This is a genomic window from Mumia sp. Pv4-285 (assembly GCF_041320275.1).
GTDB lineage: Bacteria > Actinomycetota > Actinomycetes > Propionibacteriales > Nocardioidaceae > Mumia > Mumia qirimensis.
In genome coordinates this window covers 4,516,843-4,539,424 of the sequence record NZ_CP162023.1, presented here as the reverse complement: position 1 = coordinate 4,539,424, position 22,582 = coordinate 4,516,843, and the positions used below count along the sequence as shown (strand labels likewise).

22 protein-coding genes are annotated in these 22,582 nt (G+C 72.1%); 9 read left to right on the top strand and 13 right to left on the bottom strand.

Going from position 1 to position 22,582, the window contains the following annotated elements:
* Nucleotides 1–18 precede the first annotated feature (18 nt).
* A complete protein-coding gene (locus AB3M34_RS21595; protein WP_370616921.1) occupies nt 19–642 on the top strand; it encodes a LysE family transporter in 624 nt (207 codons plus the stop codon).
* A 6-nt stretch (nt 643–648) separates the two neighbouring features.
* On the opposite strand, the gene AB3M34_RS21590 is transcribed toward AB3M34_RS21595, so the two are convergent.
* Nucleotides 649–1,098 (bottom strand): YdeI/OmpD-associated family protein, encoded by a 450-nt coding sequence (locus AB3M34_RS21590; protein WP_370616920.1) that lies wholly within the window; start codon nt 1,096–1,098, stop codon nt 649–651.
* Nucleotides 1,099–1,101: 3 nt separating this feature from the next.
* Nucleotides 1,102–1,650 (bottom strand): GNAT family N-acetyltransferase, encoded by a 549-nt coding sequence (locus tag AB3M34_RS21585; RefSeq protein WP_370616919.1) that lies wholly within the window; start codon nt 1,648–1,650, stop codon nt 1,102–1,104.
* Between the two features lie 57 nt (nt 1,651–1,707).
* On the opposite strand from AB3M34_RS21585, the gene AB3M34_RS21580 reads away from it, so the two are divergent.
* Genes AB3M34_RS21580 through AB3M34_RS21570 form a run of 3 tightly spaced genes read left to right on the top strand, consistent with a single transcriptional unit; the run spans nt 1,708 to nt 4,067 of the window.
* Nucleotides 1,708–2,157 (top strand): hypothetical protein, encoded by a 450-nt coding sequence (locus AB3M34_RS21580; protein WP_370616918.1) that lies wholly within the window; start codon nt 1,708–1,710, stop codon nt 2,155–2,157.
* The gene (locus tag AB3M34_RS21575) at nt 2,154–2,834 is read left to right on the top strand and encodes an alpha/beta hydrolase (protein WP_370616917.1); all 681 of its coding nucleotides are present in this window, start codon (nt 2,154–2,156) and stop codon (nt 2,832–2,834) included. The genes AB3M34_RS21580 and AB3M34_RS21575 overlap by 4 nt, the downstream gene beginning before the upstream one ends.
* 21 nt (nt 2,835–2,855) lie before the next feature.
* On the top strand, nt 2,856–4,067 hold the full coding sequence (locus tag AB3M34_RS21570; RefSeq protein WP_370616916.1) for a putative protein N(5)-glutamine methyltransferase: 1,212 nt from the start codon (nt 2,856–2,858) through the stop codon (nt 4,065–4,067).
* On the opposite strand, the gene AB3M34_RS21565 is transcribed toward AB3M34_RS21570, so the two are convergent.
* Nucleotides 4,055–4,645 carry a DUF1707 SHOCT-like domain-containing protein gene (locus tag AB3M34_RS21565; protein ID WP_370616915.1) on the bottom strand — a complete coding sequence of 197 codons (591 nt, stop codon included), beginning with the start codon at nt 4,643–4,645 and terminating at the stop codon, nt 4,055–4,057. The two genes, AB3M34_RS21570 and AB3M34_RS21565, sit on opposite strands and share 13 nt — an antisense overlap.
* Before the next feature lie 73 nt (nt 4,646–4,718).
* Here AB3M34_RS21565 and AB3M34_RS21560 point away from each other — a divergent pair, with 73 nt between their 5' ends.
* Entirely contained in the window at nt 4,719–5,234 is a 516-nt protein-coding gene (locus AB3M34_RS21560; RefSeq protein ID WP_370616914.1) for an NUDIX hydrolase, read from the top strand.
* Here the strand turns inward: AB3M34_RS21560 and AB3M34_RS21555 are convergent.
* Nucleotides 5,185–6,135 carry an AraC family transcriptional regulator gene (locus AB3M34_RS21555; RefSeq protein WP_370616913.1) on the bottom strand — a complete coding sequence of 317 codons (951 nt, stop codon included), beginning with the start codon at nt 6,133–6,135 and terminating at the stop codon, nt 5,185–5,187. The genes AB3M34_RS21560 and AB3M34_RS21555 overlap by 50 nt on opposite strands.
* A 122-nt stretch (nt 6,136–6,257) precedes the next feature.
* Here AB3M34_RS21555 and AB3M34_RS21550 point away from each other — a divergent pair, with 122 nt between their 5' ends.
* Nucleotides 6,258–7,241 (top strand): SDR family oxidoreductase, encoded by a 984-nt coding sequence (locus tag AB3M34_RS21550; RefSeq protein WP_370616912.1) that lies wholly within the window; start codon nt 6,258–6,260, stop codon nt 7,239–7,241.
* Here the strand turns inward: AB3M34_RS21550 and AB3M34_RS21545 are convergent.
* The 7 genes from AB3M34_RS21545 to AB3M34_RS21515 form a co-directional block, all read right to left on the bottom strand.
* The gene (locus AB3M34_RS21545) at nt 7,123–8,745 is read right to left on the bottom strand and encodes an ABC-F family ATP-binding cassette domain-containing protein (protein WP_370616911.1); all 1,623 of its coding nucleotides are present in this window, start codon (nt 8,743–8,745) and stop codon (nt 7,123–7,125) included. The genes AB3M34_RS21550 and AB3M34_RS21545 overlap by 119 nt on opposite strands.
* 253 nt (nt 8,746–8,998) lie before the next feature.
* Nucleotides 8,999–12,097 carry a M14 family metallopeptidase gene (locus AB3M34_RS21540; protein WP_370616910.1) on the bottom strand — a complete coding sequence of 1,033 codons (3,099 nt, stop codon included), beginning with the start codon at nt 12,095–12,097 and terminating at the stop codon, nt 8,999–9,001.
* 116 nt (nt 12,098–12,213) lie between these two features.
* Complete coding sequence (locus AB3M34_RS21535) at nt 12,214–12,864, bottom strand: response regulator transcription factor (RefSeq protein ID WP_370616909.1); 651 nt, start codon at nt 12,862–12,864, stop codon at nt 12,214–12,216.
* Entirely contained in the window at nt 12,861–14,039 is a 1,179-nt protein-coding gene (locus AB3M34_RS21530) for a sensor histidine kinase (RefSeq protein WP_370616908.1), read from the bottom strand. Before AB3M34_RS21530 ends, AB3M34_RS21535 begins: the two co-directional genes overlap by 4 nt.
* Entirely contained in the window at nt 14,036–15,196 is a 1,161-nt protein-coding gene (locus tag AB3M34_RS21525; protein ID WP_370616907.1) for a hypothetical protein, read from the bottom strand. The genes AB3M34_RS21530 and AB3M34_RS21525 overlap by 4 nt, the downstream gene beginning before the upstream one ends.
* Before the next feature lie 130 nt (nt 15,197–15,326).
* On the bottom strand, nt 15,327–16,685 hold the full coding sequence (locus tag AB3M34_RS21520) for an FtsX-like permease family protein (RefSeq protein WP_370616906.1): 1,359 nt from the start codon (nt 16,683–16,685) through the stop codon (nt 15,327–15,329).
* The gene (locus AB3M34_RS21515) at nt 16,682–17,398 is read right to left on the bottom strand and encodes an ABC transporter ATP-binding protein (protein ID WP_370616905.1); all 717 of its coding nucleotides are present in this window, start codon (nt 17,396–17,398) and stop codon (nt 16,682–16,684) included. Before AB3M34_RS21515 ends, AB3M34_RS21520 begins: the two co-directional genes overlap by 4 nt.
* A gap of 123 nt (nt 17,399–17,521) precedes the next feature.
* Between AB3M34_RS21515 and AB3M34_RS21510 the strand changes: the two genes are divergently transcribed.
* Entirely contained in the window at nt 17,522–18,856 is a 1,335-nt protein-coding gene (locus AB3M34_RS21510) for an HNH endonuclease (protein ID WP_370616904.1), read from the top strand.
* 62 nt (nt 18,857–18,918) lie between these two features.
* Here AB3M34_RS21510 and AB3M34_RS21505 read toward each other — a convergent pair whose 3' ends face one another.
* Nucleotides 18,919–19,692 carry a phosphotransferase gene (locus AB3M34_RS21505; RefSeq protein ID WP_370616903.1) on the bottom strand — a complete coding sequence of 258 codons (774 nt, stop codon included), beginning with the start codon at nt 19,690–19,692 and terminating at the stop codon, nt 18,919–18,921.
* Between the two features lie 66 nt (nt 19,693–19,758).
* On the opposite strand from AB3M34_RS21505, the gene AB3M34_RS21500 reads away from it, so the two are divergent.
* Together AB3M34_RS21500 and AB3M34_RS21495 are read left to right on the top strand one after the other, a co-directional pair.
* Nucleotides 19,759–20,214 (top strand): MarR family winged helix-turn-helix transcriptional regulator, encoded by a 456-nt coding sequence (locus AB3M34_RS21500; protein WP_370616902.1) that lies wholly within the window; start codon nt 19,759–19,761, stop codon nt 20,212–20,214.
* Nucleotides 20,207–20,839 (top strand): hypothetical protein, encoded by a 633-nt coding sequence (locus AB3M34_RS21495; protein ID WP_370616901.1) that lies wholly within the window; start codon nt 20,207–20,209, stop codon nt 20,837–20,839. The genes AB3M34_RS21500 and AB3M34_RS21495 overlap by 8 nt, the downstream gene beginning before the upstream one ends.
* On the opposite strand, the gene AB3M34_RS21490 is transcribed toward AB3M34_RS21495, so the two are convergent.
* A complete protein-coding gene (locus tag AB3M34_RS21490) occupies nt 20,823–22,517 on the bottom strand; it encodes an ABC-F family ATP-binding cassette domain-containing protein (RefSeq protein WP_370616900.1) in 1,695 nt (564 codons plus the stop codon). The two genes, AB3M34_RS21495 and AB3M34_RS21490, sit on opposite strands and share 17 nt — an antisense overlap.
* Between the last annotated feature and the right edge of the window lie 65 nt (nt 22,518–22,582).

The following is a 22,582-nucleotide window of genomic DNA, read 5'->3' as shown; positions in this document are numbered from 1 at the left end:
CCGGGCGATCATTCCGGGGTGCTCGAAGCCCTTCTCGCCGGTGCCGCGGCCGGCTACGCGATCGCGATCCCCGTCGGGGCGATCACGACCTACCTCGTGATGCTCGGCGCGCGGTTCGGATGGCGCGTGGCGGGTGCCGGCGGGCTCGGCGTGGCGACCGTCGACGGCATGTACGCGGCGCTCGCCCTCGTCCTCGGTGCGATCCTGGCTCCGGCGGTCGCCAGCGTCCAGACACCGCTGACGTGGCTCTCGGTGGCCGTCCTCGTGGTCGTCGGAGTGATGTTGATGCGCCCCGCATTCAGGAGCGAGCCTGCCCGTGCGGCCGGGGCGGAGGCGACCCCGATGTCGCCACCTCGCGCCTACCTCACGGTCCTCGGGCTGACCATCATCAACCCGGCGACCGTGGTGTACTTCACAGCGCTCGTCGCGGGTGCGTCGTTCGCCTGGATCGACACCGCACCGGAACGCGTGGCGTTCGTCGCCGGCGCGCTCGCCGCCTCCACGAGCTGGCAGCTGTTCGTCGCCGGAGCCGGCGCGTCGCTCGGGCGCCTGCTGACGGGTGCCCGAGGCCGGCGGGTCACGGCGCTGGTCGGCGGGTCGGTCGTCATCGCGCTGGCGGTCCGGACGGCGCTCGCCGCGTAGCCGCTCTCAGCGAGCCCGGCCCTCGTGGAGCATCTGGACCGACTTCGCGACCCGTGCCGCGCGGGTCTCCGGCTTCTTGGCACCCGTCGCCTGCTCGACGTGCCACCGTTTGTTGCTGAACGAGAGCTTCTCCCAGGTCGCCGTCGCCTCCGGATCGGCCGCGAGCGCCGTTGCGAGGTCGGCCGGCACCTCGACCTCGCGCGGAGCGGTGTCGAGCTCGATCTCGAGGTCGAGGACGTCACCGGCGGACGTGCCCGTCTCCTCGCGGCGCGCTGCACTCAGCCCCAGCCAGAAGTCGTCGCCCATCTTCGCGATCGTCGTACGGATGGTGGCGCCGTTGACGGTGACGGCCACCTTGGGGCGGCGGCCACCACCCAGCTCTTCCACGACGCCCTCGGGGATGCGGAACCCGGTGGTCGTGCCCCCGGTCGCCTCCAGCTCTGCGGTCACCCTCATCGGTCAGGTCCTCTCGTCGGCTCCTGCCGGTGGAGACGCCACCGGAGACAGAGACTCATCGCCGATGCGGCGTTGCATCCACGCGACGTCGTGCCATGCCCCGTGCTTCCAGCCGATGCGGCGCAACGTCCCCGCGGGTTCGAACCCGAGCGCCGAGTGGAGCCCGAGGCTCGCCGCGTTCGGGAGGGCGATCACGGCGACGAGCGTGCGGACACCGCGTTCCTCGAGCCGCGCGACGAGCGCCTCGTACAGCGCGCGGCCGCCACCGGACCGTTGCTGCTCACGGTCGAGGTAGACGCTGACCTCGCACGACCACGCGTACGCCGGCCGCGTCTTGAACGGCACACCGTACGCATAGCCGGCGACCCGTTCGCCGTCGTCGAGGACCAGCCAGGCGTGGCGCTCCTGCGCGGCGGTGATGCGTTCGGACATCTCGGCCGTGCTCGGTGGTGTCGTCTCGAACGTGATCGCGGTCGACTCGACGTACGGCGTGTAGATCGCCACGCATGCGGCCGCGTCGTCGACCGTGGCATCGCGGACCTCGAATCCCATGCCGGTGAGCCTACTGAGCGGACGGTCCTCCGTGGTTCGGCGCGCTACCGTCGGAGCATGCCCCCAGACGACGTGTCGCGGTTCCTCACCGCGTACGGCGACTCTCTCGCCGCCTTCGACGCCGAACGCTCCGCGGCGCTGTGGGGGACACCGGGGACGATCGTCTCCGACACGTTCGCCGCGTCGCTCGACTCCCGCCAGGAGATGGTGGAGGGCCTGCGCCAGTCGTACCCGCTCTACCGTGCGCTCGGCCTCGTCGGGGTGCGCTTCGAGGTGGAGGAGGCGGTCGACCTGACCGACGTCCTCGTCCGCGTCCGGGTGCGCTGGCTCTTCGACGGGGAGGGCGGCGAGCTCCTCGCGGACAGCACGTACGAGTACCTCCTCCGGCGGGACGCCGACGGACTGCACGCCTACGTGTCGGTGGACATCGACGCGCAGGAGAAGCTCGCCGACCTCGCGAGGCGCAAGGGTGTCGACCTGAGTCCTCCGCCGGAGTCGGGCGCGTGAGCACCGAGGCACGTCTCGTCCCCGTCCGTGTGCCGCGCGCAGCGACGGGCGTGGTCCTGGTCCTGCACGGGGGCGGTGCGCGCGAGGAGGACGCGGTCGTCAGCCCGGTGCAGCTCTCGGTGCTGCGCATGGTGCCGGTCGCCCGCCGTCTCGCACGCGCCGGCGGTGGCGGGCTCGCGGTCTACCGCCTGCTGAACTCACGTCGTGGCTGGGACGCGCGGCTCAGTCCGCTCGGCGACGTCCGCTGGGCGCTCGACGACGTGCGCGACCGGCACGGCTCCCTCCCCGTCGCCCTGGTCGGTCACTCGCTCGGCGGGCGGGCCGCGCTGCTCTCGGCGGGCGAGCCGGAGGTCGCCTCGGTCGTCGCCCTAGCGCCGTGGGTCTACGCGGCGGACGGGGCGAAGGTCGATCCCGAGGGATGCCGGATCCTCGCCGTGCACGGCACCCAGGACCGTATCTCCGACCTCGGTCGCACCGTCCAGGTCGTGGAGCAGCTGCGCCGTACGACGCAGGCGGGCCTCGTCCTGGTCGAGGGCGGGAGTCACGGGATGCTGCGCCGGCGCGGCAGGTTCGAAGGCTTGGCGGCCGACTTCGTCACGGCCACACTGCTCGACCGCCCGCCGCGCGAGGAGGCGGTGCGCGACGTCCTCGCCGGTGCCGCGCGGGTCGAGGTCTGACGCGGCTGCGAGGATCGTCCGGTGAGTTCCAGCGACGAGCTTCTCGTGTCACGTCTGCGTGCGGCCGGCTCTGTCTTCGCCGAGGACGAGGCGCAGGTCCTCCGGGAGTCCGCCGGGTCCGCGGACGACCTCGAGGCGATGACCGTACGCCGCCTCGCCGGCGAGCCGCTCGAGCAGGTCGTCGGGTGGGCGGAGTTCGGCGGTCTCCGGATCCGCGTCGTGCCTGGTGTCTTCGTCCCGCGCCGCCGCACGGAGCTCCTTGCCCGCTCCACGATCGACGCCGCTCCGCGCGACGGCGTCGTGCTGGACCTGTGCTGCGGCACGGCGGCTGTCGGCGCGCTCGTCGAGCACGAGCGCCCCGACGTGGACGTCGTCGCGACCGACGTCGACCCGGTGGCGGTCGGGTGCGCCCGCCTGAACCTCACGCGCGGCACGGCGTATGCCGGCGACCTCTTCGCGGCGGTCCCCGAGCGTCTGCGCGGCGCGATCGACGTGGTCGCGGTCAACGCGCCGTACGTCCCGACGGCCGGCATCGCGCTGATGCCGCCGGAGGCCCGCGACCACGAGCCGCACGTGGCGCTCGACGGCGGTGCCGACGGCGTGGACGTCCACCGGCGCGTCGCAGCCCAGGTGACGCCGTGGCTCGCACCCGGCGGTCGGGTCCTCGTCGAGACGAGCGACGCACAGGTCCCGTGGACGGCGCTGGCGCTCGCGGAGCACGGGCTGCGTGCCCGGGTGGTCCGCCGAGACCCCGAGATCGGGACGGCGGTGGTGGCCGGGACGCCGGTCCGTCCCGGTCTGCCGGTGGCCGAGCTGCCGCCGCTGGAGTTCGCGTTCGCCGGGCCGCTGCGAGACCGTCTGGTGGGTCTCGTGCTCGACGGCAGCAAGACGACCACGACGTCGCTCGTGGCGGAGCTCTTCGTCGGTGGCGAGGACAGCGAGGGGATGCCGGCCGTCGGTGAGCGGTGGCGGGTCGTCGACTCCGCGGGAGACACGGCCTGCGTGGTGGAGACCGTCGGCCTCCGCGTCGCCCGGCTTGCCGACGTCGATCTGCAGCACGCCGTCGACGAGGGAGAGGGCGACGAGACCGTCGCGCAGTGGCGGGTCAGTCACGCCGGCTTCTGGGAGGGCGCGGAGATGCGCGCGTTCCTCGGCGATCCTTCGTTCAGGGTCGACGACGAGACGCTGGTCGTGCTGGAGAGGCTGCGGCTCGTGGAGGGCTACTTCTCGTAGAAGTGGGGGTCCCTCGCGACGAGGGTCCCCATCCCGATCCCGCCGGAGACGACGACGAGGACTCCGTCGGCGGACGGCGCACCCTCGCGCTTGTTCTTCACCGCTCCCCACCCCGTACGGAGCTGGTCGGTGTCGACCGCCCATCCCTTGGGGAGGATCAGGACGACGTTGCCCGTGCCACCCTTCACCTCGACCTCCACCATCCGGTGGGGGCAGTCGGCGTTGCGGAAGTCGAGCTTGACGTTGCCCATCGCAGGAGAGACGTGGATCCGTGCCGGCACGGCCCAGGCACCGGAGCGCTCGACATCGCTCATCGTCGCCTTCAGCTGGAGCGCCTCGGAGCGCGATGCCGCCGGAAGGCGGGCGGCGGTCGTGGGAGAGAGGGTGGAACCGTCGGGCAGGTCGGCGACCAGGGTGTCGAGCTCGCGGTAGGTCTTGGCCCGGTAGGCGCGCTCGAGGCGTTCCTCGAGCTCCTCGATGTCGATCCGTCCCTCGCCGGCGGCACGGCGGAGGATGTCGGCGGTGTGCTCGCGATCGGGATCGCCGGCACGCATGTCGCGCGGGTCGATGCGGTCCATGCCGCCCACCGTATCGGGCGGCCAGGAGCGAGGCCGCGCACGCCCGGAGGCGTTCGGCGCCTACGCTCGAGGCGTGCCGATCCCTCCGTACGTCGCCGCGCTCCGCTCTCGCGTCGGTCACGACCTCCTCTGGCTGCCGGGCGTGACGGCAGTCGTCCTCGACGAGTCCGGCGAGCGCGTGCTGCTGGGTCGACGCGTCGACTCGGGCCGGTGGGCGCTGATCAGCGGCATCCTCGATCCGGGGGAGGAGCCTGCGGTCGGCGTCGTGCGGGAGGTGCGCGAGGAGACGGGTGTCGACGTCGTCGTCGAGGCGCTGGCGGGGGTGAGCGTCACCGATCCGATCAGCTATCCGAACGGGGACGTCTCGCAGTACCTCGACCTCTGCTTCGTCTGCCGCCCGGTCGACGCTGTGGCCGCCGCTCGGGCCCACGTCGCTGACGACGAGTCGCTCGAGGTCGGGTGGTTCGCGTGGGAGGACGTGCCCGACGACCTCGAGGAGACGAGCGCCGGGCGCCTGCGGCTGGGTGCCGAGATCGTGCTCAGGCCGGACGCGGGACCTGCGTTCGTGACCGGTGCTGCGTCGGACTGACGCCGCGTTCGCGGGAGAACGCCGCGCTCAGCGCGAACGGTGTCGTGTAGCCGACCGCGTGCGCGATCGAGGTGAGGGTGCGGTCCGTCCGCTCGAGAAGATCGGCGGCCAGTGCGAGACGCAGGCTGGTCAGGTAGGACATCGGCGGCTCGCCGACCGTCGCGGTGAAGCGGCGCGCGAGGACGGCCCGTGACACCTGGACCTGTGTCGCCAGCGACGCGACCGTCCACGGCTCGGAGACGCGGAGGTGGAGTGCCTGAAGCGCCGGGCCTACGACCGGGTCGGCGGCGGCGCGGTACCACCCGGGTGCCCCGTCCTCCTGGTCGCTGAGCCAGGTCCGGACGGCTGCGAGGACGACCAGGTCGAGCAGCCGGTCGAGGAAGACCTCCTGTCCGGGGACGTCGCGCTGCATCTCGTCGCACAGCAGGGTGACCAGGTCGGAGCTCCACTCGTCCCTGCGCAGCACGACCGTGGCAGGGAGAGCGCGGAGGAGGCGCTCGCTCACGGCGGACGCGCGTTCGTACGTCCCGGTGACGAGCATCGTCGTGCCGTCGGCGGCGTTGCCCCACGTGCGCAGGCCGAGCATCATCTCCTCCGACATCGACCGGCCGGCCGCATCCGTGCACCGCTGGCCGGGCTCGACGAAGACCTGCGGTGGCGTCTCGGGGCGGTCGGCGATCGTGTACTCGTCGGGGCCGCGGACGAGGACCAGGTCGCCCGGCTCGAGCCGGGTCGACCTGCCCGTGCTCGGCACGACCCACGCCGCGCCCTGGGCGACCACGACGACCGAGAGCGGAGCGAGGTCGCGAATGCGGAGCGACCACGGCGGCGTGAACACCGACCGCAGCAGGAAGGCACCGTCCGCTCGTGGCCCGTCGAGGAGCCCGCCGAGGATGTCCATGGCGCCGAGCGTAGCCGAGTCGAGACTCCTACGTATGCAGATGGCCTCCTGAGCCATGGATCGTCTCGGCGTGACCCGGTGGGATGGAGGCATCAGGCAAGCCCCATCCCAGGAGGAAGACCATGTCTCAGACCAACGCCGCGCACCGCCGCACGCAGCACCCCAGCACCGCGCCCGTCCTCGTCGTCGGCGGGACCGGCAAGTCCGGCCGCCGAGTCGCCGCCCGGCTCGAGACCCTCGGCGTCCCGACCCGGTCGGTCGGCCGTACGACGTCCGTCCCGTTCGACTGGTCGGACCCCGCCACGTGGGACGCCGCCCTCGACGGCACCTCGGCCGCCTACGTCTCGTACGCCCCGGACCTCGCCTTCCCGGGCGCCAGCGACCAGGTGGCCGACCTCGCCCGCCGGTTCGCCGACCGCGGGGTCGAGCGCGTCGTCCTGCTGTCGGGTCGCGGCGAGGCAGGTGCGCGAGCGTCCGAGGACGCGCTCCTCACGGCGGTCCCCAGTGCACGTGTCGTCCGTTGCTCGTTCTTCGCCCAGAACTTCACCGAGGGTGTCTTCGCGTTCGACGCGCTCGGCGGCGAGCTCGCGATCCCCGTCCCGGCCGACGTACCGGAGCCGTTCGTGGACCTCGAGGACGTGGCGGACGTCGCGGTCGCCGCCCTGCTTGACGACGTGTACGCGGGAACGGTGCTCGAGCTGACCGGTCCGGAGGCCATGACGTTCGGCGACGGCTGGGGCGTGGTCGGCGAGGCGCACGGCCAGCCGTCCGCGTTCCAGGCGATCTCGGGCGCGGAGTTCGTCGAAGGCATGGTCGCGGCGGGCGAGCCGGCCGAGCTGGCGTACGGGCTCGTCGAGCTCTTCAGCGAGGTGATGGACGGCCGCAACGTGGCGACCACCGACACCGTCACGCAGGTGCTCGGCCGGCCCGCGACGCCGCTGCGCGTGGCAGCACACCGAGACGTCGCCGCACTCGCGCACCGAGGCCTCACAGCTTCAGGTGGTCCCAGCCGGCGAGGTCCCGTCGCATCTGCCGGTCGTGCGTCGCGACCACCACGGCCGCGCCGGTCGCGCCGAGCGCCTCGGTCAGCTCGTCGACGAGGGTGATGGACAGGTGGTTCGTCGGCTCGTCCAGCAGCAGGACGTGCGGGCGTGCGGCCAGCACCAGCGCGAGGTCGAGGCGCCGCTGCTGGCCGGTCGACAGCGCCGCGACGGGGCGTTCGCGGTCGGCCGACGGGAGAAGCCCGAGCGACGCGAGCGTGACCGACTCCGACTCCGCGATGCGACCGCCGGCCACCAGACGGCCGACGTGCTCCGCGTACGCGTCGGCCGCGCGCAGCGTCGAGGGCTCGGGCGACTCCTGGTGGAGCCACCCGATCCGGGCTCCGCGTGCGACTCGGACGTCTCCGCTGTCCGGCGCCAGGTCGCCCGCGAGGATGCGGAGAAGCGTCGACTTGCCGGCCCCGTTCGGGCCGGTGAGCACGAGGCGGTCGCCGGACCCGACCACGCACGAGACCGCTCGCCGCATTCTCCCGCTGCGTGCGACCTGCTCGGCGCGGATCAACCGCACGCCCGGGCGTACGGGGAGCTCCGGGACGTGCAGCACCATCGGCGGCTCCGGCGCGGTGATGGCGTGGGCATCGAGCGCGTCGCGGCGTCGGTTGACCTGGCGGACCAAGGACGGCGCGCGCGTCGCTCGCGTGTGCTTGCCCGTCCCCTTGTCGGGCCGCCAACCGGTGGACAGGCGATCCTGCGCGGTCCGAAGGTCGGCCGTCAGCCGGGCGTGCTCGGCGCGCTGGGCCTCGTAGGCCGCGACCCACCGCTCACGCTCGGCGTGACGGCCGGCGCGGTAGCCCTCGTACCCGCCGCCGTACGTCCGCGGGCGCCCGTCCTGGCTCGGATCGAGGTCGAGGACGCTGGTCACGACATCGGTCAGCAGCGCGCGGTCGTGGCTGACGAGGACGACGCCGCCGGCGTACGAACGAAGTCGTTCGGTGAGGTACGCGAGGCCGTCGGCGTCCAGGTGGTTGGTCGGCTCGTCGAGCAGCAGCAGGTCGTGGTCGGCGCCGAGGAGGCTCGCGAGCCGGACGCGGTAGCGCTGGCCGACCGACAGCGTCGACAAGAGTCGCTCCCGGTCGGTGGTCGCGCCGAGCGCGGCGAGCGCCACGTCGACCCGCCGGTCGGCGTCCCACGCGTCGAGGGTCTCGGCGGCGTGCAGGGCTGCGGCGTACGCGTCGTCGGCCCCGGCGCGCCCGGCGACGAGGTCGAGCGTGGCGGTGTCGAGGTCGGCAAGCGCGGCGTGCGCGTCGGCGAGCTCCAGGTCGACGAGGTCGCCGACGGTGCGGCCCGCACCGGAGGGCATCTCCTGCTCGGCCACCCCGAGGGTTCCGACGCGGGCCACGGTGCCCGAGTCGGGTTGGAGCGTGCCGGACAGGACCTGGAGCAGGGTGGTCTTGCCGCGACCGTTCTCGCCCACGACGCCGAGGCGGGTCCCAGGAGAGACGGCGACGTCGACGCCGGACAGGACGGTCCGGCTGCCGCGTACGAGGTGGAGGTCGGCGGCGGTGAGCTGGGCGCGGGCGCGCGCAGGCAGAGTCGTACGGAGGGTCATGTGAGAGGCGCTTCCTCAAGAGTGACGGGACCGCGTCAGAGGCGGTCGGGAGACGTCGACGCCGCGCCACAGAGGGATCGCGGCGGAGTCAGCCGTCAGATGAAGAAGTAGTAGTGCACGGGGCAAGCGTACGAGGCGCGGCAACGCTGGCCAACTGGCTTTTCGGGCGAAGCCGCAGAGTTACTGGATCGTGCAGGATCGGTGCCGAACAGAAGCACCGATCCTGCACGATCCTCATGCCGGGGTCTGCGCGTCAGTCCTCGAGCGCCTCCAACGAGCGCGACAGGATGTCCTGTCGTGCCGCCGGGTCGAGACCCTCGAGCCCGAACCCGAAGGTCAACGAGTCGGGCGTCATGACCGCAGCGCCCTCGTCGACGGACTGCTGTCCGCGCTCCCAGTCGTTCGGGTTGCCCGGCGAGGTGGCCGGCGCACCCGGCACCGTCCACGCACCGAGGTCGGTCTCGAACGACGTCTCGTTGACCGTCGCCCCGTTGACCGTGACCTTGGCGTCGTCGATCCACACGCCCAGGTTGGTCGTACCCCAGTCGGTGGCGTAGACGATCGCGACCTCGACCCGCTGACCGGCGTACGCCGACAGGTCGGCCGTCCAGTCCTGCCAGCCCGCGGAGTTGCCGCTGAATGCGTGCCACTCACCGGTGGTGCCGGTGGGCTCGCAGGCCGCGTTCATGTAGTGGCCGAGCTGCGGGTGGATCTCGGCGACCCATCCCGAGGCGCAGCTGTCACCGGTGCTCTGCGTGGTGTTGGGCTCGCCACCGGTGTCCGGCAACGTCGTCCAGTCGTCGGTCCCGACCGGCCGCACCTCCACGAACATCGCGTCCCAGTCGGCCTCGACGTCGGCACTGAACTTGAAGTCCAGCGAGCCCGAGGTCGCTCCGGTGAGGTCGACGGTCGTCGCCAGCCGCTTGTACGCCTGGTCGGCCGAGCCTGCGCTCATGAACCAGTCGCCCGTGTACGGCGAGTACGGGTCGCCGAAGCCGCGCAGCCACGACAGCGGTGCACTCGACTCGAACTGCGGGAACTCGTCGACCGGCAGGAAGGACGACGTCGACACGAACGCCCCCGTGTGGTCCTGCGTGTCGTCGAGCTGCGCCTCGAAGCCGGCGAACGGACCACCCTCGTCACCGCTCAGCGGGAACGTGGTGCCGTCCTCGGCCGTGCCGCCGTCGTCGACGTACTGGTACGACCCCAGCCAGTACTGGAGGAAGTCGTTGCCCATCGGCAGGCACGGGTACTCCTCCGGCGTGGTGCACGAGCCGGCCGTCTCCTCGTCCGGGTGGTAGTAGTAGTCGCCGTCCGCGGCCTGCGCGTACAGCGCGTACTTGCCCGCGACCAGCACCTTGCCGCCGGCGTTGAGGTAGTCGCGGACCCGAAGCTCCGTGTCGTACGCCCACTTGGCGGCGGTGCCACCGACCTGCCCGGTGTTCCTCGGGATGATGTCGTCGCCGGTCTCCCAGACGACGGCGTCGTAGTGCGACAGGACGCCGAGGTCGTGCGGTGCCTTGCGGCCGTTGGCGTCGATGTCGTACACGTCGGTGCTGTAGCCGGCGGCGTTCAGCGACGCGGCGTACGCGGAGGCGTGCTTCGGCGCGGTGAGTCCCTGTGCCGGTGACAACCCGGTGTAGTCCTCCGCCGCGAGGATCAGCACGTCGCCGCCGATGTCGTCGGCGACGGTGTAGCTGAACGAGTCGCGCGAGCCCCGGAACGGCTTGATGTTGAGGCCGGTGAACGTGACCGTCACCTTGTCGCCGGGCTTCTGACCCTTCACCTGCGCGCGGTACTCGGCGTAGTACTTGTCGTTCTCGCCGCCGTACTTCTCGCCGCCCTTCCACTCCTTCATCGGGGTGATGCTGCGGAGGCGCCCGTTGATCCTGGTCGTCATCAGCAGACCCTTGACCTTGCGCTTCGCGGTGACCGCGACAGTCTGCTTCTTGCCGTACGAGGTGGTGAAGGCGTCAGGTCGGATGTCCTTGACCTTGATGCCCACCGCCGACCGGGGGTCGTCCGGGTCGTGGGCCGACTCGGCGAGGGACAGCGCGAACGGGATGTTCTTCTCGAACTCCGCCTGCACCAGCTCCTCGTCGTCGGGGAACGCGAACACGCTCGTGCACGCCGCAGGGTCCCACTCGTCGTCCGGGTCGACCGCGCTGGCCGTCTGGCAGGTCGCCATCTCCGGCGTGAACGCGAGCGTCCCCTGCTCCTCGTGCGTGTGACCGTCGGTGTCGCCGTTGGTGGTGTAGAGCTCGGCGGAGATGTCCGGGTCGTAGCCGGGGATCGCCGAGTTGGCGTCGTTGCCGGCGAGCGCGGTGTAGATCTCGTCGTCCGGCGTCGGCGTGTCGACCTGCCAGCCCGTGCCGTAGAGCAGGAGCTCGGCGGCCGAGTGGTAGTTGATGAAAAACTCCGCGCCGAGACGGTCGACGAGACCGATCGTCGCTCGGGTCTCCGGCTCGGACGCGGGCGCCGGGCCGCGGTAGGTGTCGCTGAACGGCTGCGGGGAGCTGCCCTCGTTGTCGTAGCCCCACTTGAACGGGAAGTTGCGGTTCATGTCGACGCCGTCACCGACGGTGACCTGACCGTCACCGTTGTTGTCGCGCACCGTCTTGCGCCACTCGCGGTTGCCCTCCTCGAACGTGAAGTCGTAGCCGTCCGGGTTCTGCACCGGCAGGAACCACAGCTCGGTCGTGTCGAGGATCTTGGTGATGCGCTTGTCCTTGCCGTACTGGTCGAGGACGTGGTGCATGAGGCGCTGGACCATCTCGGGCGTGATCCACTCGCGCGCGTGCTGCGCGGCGCCGTACAGGACGGCGGGCTTGCTGCCGTCCTTGGTCTTGCCGGCGTTCTTGCCGACCTTGACCGCCAGGATGTCCTGCCCGGTGCCGGACGTGCCGGCCTTCACGAGCTTGGTGAGCTTCGGGTACTGCTTGGTGGTCGCGACCATGTCGTCGCGGATCCCGCCGGCCTCGCTGTACGAGGTGAAGACGTCGTAGCCGGCTGCGGCCTGTCGGGCGGACAGGGTGGTGGCCTTCACGCCGTCGATCTTCTTGAGCGTCAGGTCGACGCCCTTCTCGCGCAGCTTGTCGGCCTCGCTGGGCGGCAGCACGACCTCGACCTTCGCCTTGCCGCCCTCTGCGGCACCGAGGACGTCGTGGCCGCGGTCGACGCCCGCCTCGCCGAGGAGGTCGAGCCCCTTCGCGTCGACGGTCGCGGTGTAGATCTCGAGGTCGACCGGTGGTGAGTCGGTGGGGGCCTTCGGGGGTGACGCGGTCGCCGGGAGGACTCCGAGGAGTCCTCCGACGAGGGCGGTGGTGAACAAGATCGCAGCAGGTCGTCTCATGCTGGTCCTCCGCGGGATGAGGTCGTGCTTGGGAAAGCACGTACAGCCGGAAATCTTCCAGTGGGCCGCGATTGTGTCAACGGTTGTGTTGCGCAACTGTTGCTTGCGGAACCCTTTCAGCGGGCCGTCGAGACGAGCCCGGTCTCGTACGCGACGACGACCGCCTGCGTCCGGTCGCGGGCACCGAGCTTGCTCAGCACGTTGGCGACGTGGGTCCGAACCGTCTCGACACCGAGCACGAGCTCCGTGGCGATCTCGGGGTTGGACATGCCGCGAGAGACGAGCGTGAGGACCTCCGTCTCGCGAGGGGTCAGCGCCGGACCGCGGTACGTCGTCTGGGCGGGCGCGTGGCGCACGGCCATCCGCCGCACCGACTCGGGGAAGAGCAGACTCTCCCCGGCGGCGACCGCGCGGACCGCAGCGACCACCTGGTCGGCGTCGGCCCGCTTGAGCAGGAAGCCCGAGGCGCCGACCCGCAGCGCGTCGAAGACGTACTCGTCGCTCTCGAACGTCGTCACGACGAGCACCCGTGGCGCAGGCTCCAGGGCCAGGACGAGCTCGGTCGCGCGGATGCCGTCCACACCCGGCATCCGCACGTCCATGCACACGACGTCGGGAGTCAGCGAGCGCGCCGACGCCAGCGCCGCAGCACCGTCCGCGGCCTCGCCGACCACCTCGATGCCCGCGTCGCTCTCGAGGATCGCCCGCAGGCCGCGGCGCACGAGCGGCTCGTCGTCGACGAGGAGGACACGGATCGGCGTGCTCACCGCGGGCCGTCCTGGTGCTGGCGGTCCTGGTGCTGGCCGGGCGGGAGCGGCAGTCGGGCGACAAGGTGCCAGGTGGCGTCGACCTGCCGGACCTCGAGCTCGCCGCCGAGCAGCGTGACGCGTTCACGCAACCCCGCGAGACCCCGGCCGGCTGACCGCTCGGCACGGTCGCCGCGTCCGTGCGGGGGTACGCCGTTGCGCACCGAGACGAGCAGGTCGTCCCCGACGCGGGTCTCGAGGTCGATGACCGAGCCGTCGCCGTGCTCGTACGCGTTGGTCAGGCCCTCCTGGGTGATCCGGAAGGCCTCGCGCGAGACGAGGTCCGGAACGCCGGTCGGGTCGGCCAGGTCGGCGTGGACCTCTGCGCCGCCCGCGACGTACGAGGCGACCAGCGCCGGGACGTCGCCGAGGCGCTGCAGGGGCGCACGCTCGGCAGGCCCCGGCTCGTCGCGCAGGATGCCGAGCGCGTGGTCGAGCTCGTCGAGCGCCCGCCGTGCCGTCTCCGCGATGATCCGCAACGACTCCGCGGCGTGCTCGGGATCTCGCGAGACCATCTGGCGCCCACCGACGGCCTGCAGCGAGATGACGCTCAGCGCGTGACCGATGCCGTCGTGGAGGTCGCGGGCGAGTGCACGCTGAGCCTCCTCGCGCCCGATGCGCTGCTCGGCGACGGCGAGCCGGTCTGCGTCGGTCGGTCCGAGGCAGACCACGGCCAGTCGAGCCATCCCCGCGCCGATCACGACGACGAGTGCCAGCAGGACGGCGAGCGCGGCGGTGGCGGCGTACCAGGGCAGCTCCGAGTACGCGAGCGGGATGCCGATGACGAGCGAGGTGCCGACGAGGCCGCCCGCGAGCACGTGGGCGAGGACGAACCACGTCGTACGCCAGCGGTGCCGGCGGCGGTCGACGGGCTCGTCGACCAGCTCCCCCGGCGGGTCGAGGAGGATGCGCGCGGCGGCGACCTCTGTGTCGCGCACCCCGGGGAACAGCGAGACCGCCACCAGCAGGGCGAGCACCAACACCGCGCCGATCACCGCGACCGCGACGTTGGCCGCCTCGCGCCCGGTCGCCGCGACACTGATGCCGAGCAGGGCGAAGGCCAGGAACAGCGCTGCTCCGATCAGCAGGAACACCGTACGGAGCAGCGCCGTCCTGGCCTCGGCCCGAGCGCTCATGCAGCCATCCTGCCCGGGGCGGGTGTCGGCTGCGGAGCGGGCAGTGCTTCCAGCCGCCGCCGGCGCACGTAGCCCCAGACGGCGACCGCCAGCGCGGGCCCCCAGGCCCACAACGGGAGCAGGAGGAGCATCCACAGCGACTCGGCGTCGCCGTCGGCGGCCTGCTCGAACGACAGGAGCACGATCGAGGGAGCGGACGCGGTGAGGACGAAGGCGACCGCGAACCCCGGGACGGCGGCTGCGGCGACCGGGACGGCGCGACCGCCGAGGTACGGCATCCACGCAGGGAAGACCCGTCCCCACGGTCGGATGAGCCCGAGGGTGAGGACCGAACCGCCGAGAGCAGCGGCACCGAGCAGCAGACCCCACAGTCGCATCGACGGATCGAGGTCCGCCGGCGTGATCGGCCCGGTGAAGAGACCGCTGGGGAGGAGCCACGTCGCACGGACGAGGACGTACGGGATCGGGCCCAGCACGGCGACGACCGTCGCGATCGTCACGATGCGGTCGATGCGGGCAGACGGCCGGTGGAGACGCTCGGTGTACGGCGCCGCGAGCGCGAGGGTGGTCGACAACCACTGCACGGTCGCGAGAGCGAAGCCGACCAGGATCCACGGTCGAGCGCCGACCCGTGCGAAGCCGTCGCCGAGGTTGCGGACCAGCTCGCTGACCGCGTCGGGTGCCAGCGATCCCGACGCGATGCCCCACCAGGCGACGAGGCCCACCGCGATGAGAGCGGTCGCTCGTGCCGCGGTCGAGCGTCGCAGCGCCGACACCACGAGCGCAGCGGCGACGAGCGGGATCGTCATGGCGCAGAGGTAGCCGATGAAGGAGATCAGCTGCGTGTCCATGCAGAAGACGGCCAGCGCGAGGGTGACGGCGCCGGCGGCGGTGACGAGACCCCGCAGCCCGGCGGGTGCTCGGGTCGGATGCCTGACGAGCGCGGCCACGGCGAGGCCGAGAAGCCCGGCCAGGAGCAGCAGCGTCGCCGACGCGGCGTCGGGGAGCAGGCCGAGCAGCGAGACGGGGCCCTCCGAGTGCCGGAACGGGTTCGTATCGGGGTCGAGGAGCCAGAGCACGCCGAGTGCGGCGGCGAGGAACGCGGTGGCGGCGAGCGCGAGCGGGGAGCGGACGCGGGTGCCGAGGTCGTGGAGCACGATGGTCTCCTTCGTGAGGACTGTCCTTCGTGAGGACGGGACTCCTCGAGCCTCGCGATCGGCGCGGCGTGAGAGCTCCCCCGTACGGGTGAGCTCCGGCCGCCACCGGGGGAGGTGCGCCCGCCCGCGCTCACGCCACGGTCCGGGCGACACCGCGCGACGTGGCCGCCCCTGCGAGCACGAGCCCGGACGCCGCCGCGACACAGATCAGGTACTGGACCACCACCGACGGGTGGGCGACCGGCTGGAGCCCGACGACCGGCACCATCACCATCAGCACGGTCACGGTCGCGACGCCGACACTGACGACGAGCGGCACCAGCGTCTCGCGCATCCGCGCCCGGTCGAGCGTGCGGTGGTCGGTGCCGGCAAGCACGAGTGCGCGGTGCTCGTCGCGCTGCTCGATGACGCGCCCGGCCTGCATCACTCCGGTCGACACGGCCGCGAGGAGCCCGGCGATCGCGAGCGTGAGGAAGCCTCCGGTCTTGAGGTCGGCGATGAAGGCTGCCTCGTCGGCACGGCCGCTGTCGCTGGGGTCGAGGAGGGAGAAGGTCGCCGTGAGACCGGCGATGAACGCGCCCAGGGAGACTCCGCCGACGGACCTCCATGCTGACTTCGGAGAGTCGGCGATGCGGCGCCCGGCGAGCAGGGTCGGGACGGATCGGGCCATGCCGGCGGTGAGGCGGCCGACCACCCAGATGACGAACGGTCCGACGAGGTTGAGCGTCGCGAAGGCGGCCAGGAGCAGCCCGGTGAGGACCGCGATGACGACGCCGACCGAGCCGAGCGGGATCCGCGTCGCGACCAGGAGGGCGAGGACGACGACCACGGTCGCGACGAGGCGCACGGCCCGCAGACCCGGTGGAGTCACGCGGTTGGCGACGCCGAGCGGGGTGATCGCCACGCGGCGCAGGCTCGCGACGGCCGACAGCACGGCGACGACGAGGACGGCCAGGACCGCGAGGAGCAGGACGGGGACGCCGACCCAGAGCTCCGCGAGGTCGAAGGTGCGGCCTTGGAACCGCACCTGGGCGACCACGGGCACCAGCGCCGCGTACCCGACGATGCCGACGAGCGCTCCCACTGCGGCCTGCGCGGCGGCGTCGAGCACGGTCAGCCCTGCGACCTGGCTGCGCGTCGCCCCGCACAGTCGCAAGGCTGCCAGCCTCGCATCGCGCCGCGCCGCCGCCATCCGCGCGGCGGCTGCGCCGAGCGTCCCGAGCGGGACGAGGATCAGAAGGACGGCGATGCCCGCGAGGAACGGGTACTGGACGGCGTACGGCGTCTCGGCCGCCTCCAGTCCTGTGCGGATCCCGTCCGCTCCGCCGGCACGGTCCCAGAAGGCACGGGAACCTCCGATGACGACGAGGAGGACGGCGGTCGTGGTGGCGAACGCGATGACGGCGAGCACCTCGGTGAGGCGCTGCGGGTCGCCGCCGCGGGAGCCGCGCGAGCGAAGCATGGCCCAGAGGGTGAACGTGCTGTTCATCGGGTGGCCTCGTCGTGGGCGGCGGGGTGGTTGACGTGCGTGCCGGTGATTCGTCCGTCGCGCATCGTGACCGTTCGCGAGCAGTGCCGAGCCACGGCCTCGTCGTGCGTGACGACGACCAGCGCCGCACCGGTCGAGCGGGCGGCCGAGGTGAGCACGCCGAGGACGTCGGCCCCGGTCGCCTGGTCCAGCGCACCGGTCGGCTCGTCGGCGAACACCACACCGGGTGCGCCGGCCAGCGCTCGAGCGATCGCGACGCGCTGCGCCTGGCCCCCGGACAGCTCGCCGGGTCGCCGGCCCTCCATCCCCGCGAGGCCGAGGTGCGCGAGCCACGCGGCGGCGACGCGTGTCGCCTCCCGACGGGACGTGCCCGCGAGCATCAGCGGCAGAGCGGCGTTCTCGACCGCGGGCAGCTCGGGGAGGAGCTGGCCGGACTGGAAGACGAAGCCGAAGTCGGTGCGCCGCAGCGCGGTACGGCGGCGGTCGCCGAGGGTGGCCAGGTCCGCACCGCGCCACACGACCGATCCTGAGGTCGGAGGGAGGACTCCCGCGAGGCAGTGCAGCAGCGTGGTCTTGCCGGATCCGGACGGGCCCATGATCGCGACGGACTCGCCGGGCGCGACGGTGAGGCTGACTCCCGCGAGGGCGTAGGTCGCGGTCACACCCTCGCCGTAGGTCTGGACGAGGTCGGTCGCGACGAGCGGAGAGGTCATGCCCTGAACGGTAGGAACGTCGGCGGTGCGGATTCGTCGGTCCACGGGACGGTGTCCCCGCGATCCCGTCATACTCCGGGCTGAGGGGCTTGAATCGAACGTGTGTTCGTATATACTGTACCTATGTTCGATCGAGAACTCACACAGGAGCTGAGCCGGGTGGTTCAGTCCGTGGTCGATGTGCCGATCGATCTCGCGACGAACGCGGAGAAGGCCAGCCTGCTGCGGGGCATCCAGGAGGCGCAGGACCTGCTCGACGGGATGAAGGCGCGGGCCTTGGAGTCGTTCGAGCAGACCGGTGGACCGGCCGACGACGGCGCGCCGACGCTGCGGGCCTGGGCACGTCGCAACCTTCGCCTGTCTGCCAAGGAGGCGGGGAGGCTGACGACCGCGGCGCGCACGCTGCGGACACTCCCCGCCGTGGCGCACGCGCTCCACGAGGGCGCCATCCGCCTCGCCCACGTGTACGAGTTCTCAGCGGGCCTGAAGCAGGGCGGCGAGGAGATCATCGGCCTGGGGGAGGACTACCTGCTCGGGGTGGCCAGGACCCACGAGGCGCCGGCATTGCGGGCGGAGATTCGCGAGTGGATCGGGGCCATCCATCCCGAGATCCTCGAAGAGTCCTACATTGCGGGCATGGACAAGCGCGACCTCCAGGTGAGCAAGGTCGGCGACGGATTCGCGGTGAGCGGCTTCCTCGACATCCTCACTGGCGCCAAGCTGCGCTCGGTGCTCGACTCCCTCGGCGCTCCCGCTGACCGTGACGACCGTCGTGCGCCGTCGGAGCGCCGGTTGGCGGGCCTCGACGCCTTGCTCGACGCCGTCCTCGACCACGGCCTACCGACGCGCAGAGGCATTCGGCCCCAGCTCCATGTCACCGTCGATCTCGAGCGGCTGCAGGGTTCGCCTGGGGCGGAACCGGCCCGCCTCGCCGGTTGGGGCGTCATCGGCGACCGGCTGCTGGGCTCGCTCCTGTGCGACTCCGACGTCACCGGCATCCTGACCGCCGGGTTCACGAGCGGTGATCTGGGTCAGGCGGCGGTTCTCAACGTCGGCCGCACCGAGCGGCTCGCCAACCGCGAGCAGCGGCGCGCAATCCTGCACCGTCAGGGCGGACACTGCGCGAACCCCGGCTGCAACAACACCACCCTCGAGATGCACCACCTCGACTGGTGGGCCCGCGACATCGGGCTCACCGACCTCGACGCGCTGGTCGGGCTCTGCCCCCGCTGCCACCATCTGCTGCACGCAGGCAAGCTCCACGCGCACCGCAACGGAGACGGCGTCGCCACCTTCACTCTCTCCGGCGGATCCCCGTTGCCCGATGAACGAAGAACAAGCCGCCAGCTCGCCAACGAACGCCTCCGCATCCTCCGCCGCATCCTGGCCGCCGGCGCTCACGCGCGACATGGGCCTGGGCTCGAGACCGACGCCGAGATCGTGACCGTCGCCGCGTAGGCGCTGCCGCCAAGCAGGTTCGGGCATGCCTGCCTCGCGTCGCCTGCCTCGCGGGGTCGGTGTTAGGCGTGGTCCCACAGCAGCCGGTAGTACGCGATCCGCTCCGCGTCCGGCTCCACCCCGTACGCCGCGTAGACCAGGTCGTCGTACCCCGGACCAAAGTTCCAGTCCATGCTCCAGGCGGCGACGGCGAGGTCGGCCCACCGGTCGGCGGTGCCGAGCGAGCCCAGGTCGACGTGCGCGACGAACTGGCCGTGCTCGTCGAGGAGGGTGTTCGGTGCGCACGCGTCTCCGTGGCAGACGACGAGGCGGTCGACGGGCGGCGGAGTGCGGAGCTCGTCCGGGTACGCGTTCGGTGTCCGTGCCAGCCTCGCTGCGACGCCCCAGTCGTACGGGCACTCCGCGACGGGCAACGCCTCGTGCAGGTGGCGCAGCCCGGCGCCGATCGCGCGCGCCGCGATCTCGGGCGCGTCGATCCACGTGGGGGAGACGGCCGAGAGACCGGGAAGGGCCGCCGTGATCAACCAGGTCGCCTCCTGGTCGGACCCCAGCCCGAGCACGTCCGGGACACGGATCCAGTGGCTCGCCCACCGCATCCTCGCGGCCTCGGCCACAAGGTCGATCTCCTCGCTGCCGTGCGGCATCCACTTGACGAAGCGCTCGGTGCCCAGCCGGAACGTCACCCCACCGAGCTCGTTGCGCCACACCGGCGTGATCCCAGCGCCGTCAGCCAGCCGCTCCACGATCGCCGGGACGGCCACCGTTGACGGGTTCGGGATCTCGGACACCTCCCGGTCGTACGAACCAGGCCGGTCGTGCTGCGGGGCGGAGGTCACGGCCTGAGGCTAACGGCCACAACGGTGAAATTGTGATGTGGATACATAGTGAAGTACCATCACGGTATGCCTCACTCGCCGCTCTCGATCACCGCGCTCGACCGGCTCCTCGAGGTCACCACGCTGCTGGGGGACGACATGTCCGCCGCGCTCGGAGACATGGGTCTGACTCCGGCGCGAACCCACCTGCTGTGGGAGGTAGGCCGCCGCGGTCCGGTGACGCAGCGCGTCCTCGCCGACGCTCTCGACGTGAGCCCGCGCAACGTGACCGGGCTCGTGGATGCGCTGGTGGAGGCCGGATTCGTCGAGCGGCAGCCCCACCCGGACGACCGCCGGGCATTCCTCGTGTCGTTGACCGCCCAGGGCGCGACGACGTACGCCGCTCTGCAGGACGGCCACGTGACGCTCGCGGAGCAGCTCTTCGGCGACGTTGCGCAGCGCGACCTCGAGAGCCTCGTCACCGGCCTCGACCACGTCGTCGCCCGCCTGCACCGTCTGATCGAGGAGGCCAGCCATGATTGACCTGCGACCGAGACGACTCGTCCGCTCAGCATGGTGGCTGGTCCGGTTCGAGGTCTCTCTCTACGTCAGCCTCGCGCGCTGGGTCGCCCGCCGGCCCGACCATGGTGACGGCGCGACGCCGTACGGCTACGCCCGCCTGGTGTCGCCGGTCATCTGCCTGTGGATCTTCGCCTCGGCCGCGGAGATCCCGCTCGTCCACGTGCTGCTGCCGTGGGAGGGCCTCCGCCTGGCGCTGCTCGTCCTCGGAGTGTGGGGACTCGCCTGGATGGTGGGCCTCCTGGCCAGCATGCACGTCTACCCGCACCTCGTGACCGACCAGGGCATCCGCGTCCGCAGCGGTCCGTCGTTCGCCGTCTTCGTGCCGTGGTCGGCGGTCACGGCCGCCGCGAAGATCGACCGCGACCTCCCGTCGACGATCCGTACGATCCAGATCGACGAGTCGGGCACCGGCACCGATGCCGCGGTCCCGGTGTCGGGCCGCGTCAACGTCACCCTCACGCTCCGCGACCCGATGACGGTGCCGACGCGGGAAGGCGAGCGGTCGGTCGACTCCGTCAGCCTCTGGGTCGACGAGCCGCGCGAGCTCGTCGCCCTCGCCCGCCAGCGCGTCAGCGCGCCGCGCTGAGCGCCAGCGTCGCCCCGTCCCACTGGCGTCGCCACCACCGGTCGTGGGTGACGAGCACGACGGGGACCCGCGAGACGGCGAGTGCATCCTGCAGCTCCTCCACGAGCGCGACCGACAGGTGGTTGGTCGGCTCGTCGAGCAGCAGCAACTGGGGGTGGCCGCTGACGACGCGGGCGAGCGTGAGCCGGCGCTGCTGCCCGACGGAGAGGTCGCCGACCGGCTTGTCGAGGTCACGCGGGTGCAACAGGCCCGTACGCCGCAGCGCGTCCCGCTGCTCCTCGGGCGGGTCATCGTGGCCGGCCGCGTACACCGCCAGCGCGCTCGCGGCCGGATCGGCGTACCGGTCCTCCTGGGGCAGGTAGCCGATCCGCAGCCTGCGCTGGCGGCGTACGTCGCCGGTGTCCGGCTCGATCGCGCCGGCGAGGACGCCGAGCAGGGTGGACTTGCCGGCGCCGTTGGGTCCGACGACGAGCAGGCGGGTGTCGGCGGTGACGTCGAGTGCCTCGAGCCGCAGCCGTCCGCGCACCTCGACGTCGCGCACCGAGACCAGCACGCCGTCCGCCGACGCACCGGTGGCGAGCCCAGCGAACGCGCGCTGCTCCGGAGGCGGCGGCACGACGTTCTTCTCCAGGCGGGCGAGGCGGTTCTCGGCGTCACGCACCCGCCGGGACACCGCCGCGTCCTTCCGCTCACCGAGGAAGTGCCCGATGAACTTGTCGTTGTCGCGCGGCGCCCGGTAGCCGTGTCCGATCTGGCGGCTCCCACCGGTCAGGACGGCCTTCGCCTCGTCGTACGCCACGTCCCACGCGTCGCGCGCCTGAGCCCAGCGGACGCGGGCCGCGGCCTTGGCGTCGAGGTAGGCGGTGTAGTCGCCGGTGTAGCGTGCCGGACCGGTCGACGGCGTGCCGTCCGGAGCGAGGTGCAGCGTCGGGTCGAGGTCGAGGACGGCGGTGCACGCGGCGTCGAGGAACGCGCGGTCGTGGGAGACCACGACGACCGCGCCGTGCTGCTCCTTCAAGGCACGCTCGAGGAAGTCGACAGCAGCGTCGTCGAGGTGGTTGGTCGGCTCGTCGAGCAGCATGAGGTCGGCGGCCATCACCAGCGCGAGGGCCAGCGCCAGCCTCGACCGCTGCCCGCCGGACAACGTGGCGAGAGCACGGTCCTCGGCGAGATCTGCCAGGCCGAGTCCGGCGATCGAGCGGGCCGCACGCGCGTCCGCCGACCAGCCGTCGCGCCGCTCGTACTCCTCGAGCACATCGCCGTACGCCTCCAGCGCTTCGTGGTCGCCGTCGGCCATCGCCGCCTCGAGCTGACGCATCCGCTGCTCGAGCAGGCGGAAGTCGGCCAGGGCGCCGTCGATCGCGTCTCGGACGCTGCCGTCGTGCGGCAGGTCGGGGACCTGACCGAGATAGCTGATGTGCGCGGGCCGTGTCACCGTGCCGTGGTCGGGCGCCTGGGATCCGGCGAGAACACGGAGGAGGGTCGACTTGCCGACGCCGTTCTCGCCGACGACTCCGAGGCGTTCGCCGGGGGAGGCGGTGACGTCGAGGTCGTCGAGGACGGGACGCATGCCGTACGCGACCGAGATGCCTCGGGCGACGAGGGAGCGGGTGATCGCGTCGGCGGGAACGGCCGGCGTACGCGGGGTGTGAGACTGAGTCGGGAAAGGCTGGGACACCGAAGAACCTCGTGGGGTTCGCAGGAGCCCGCCGGGCGGATCGCCTCGGGCGCGGGCAGGTTCGG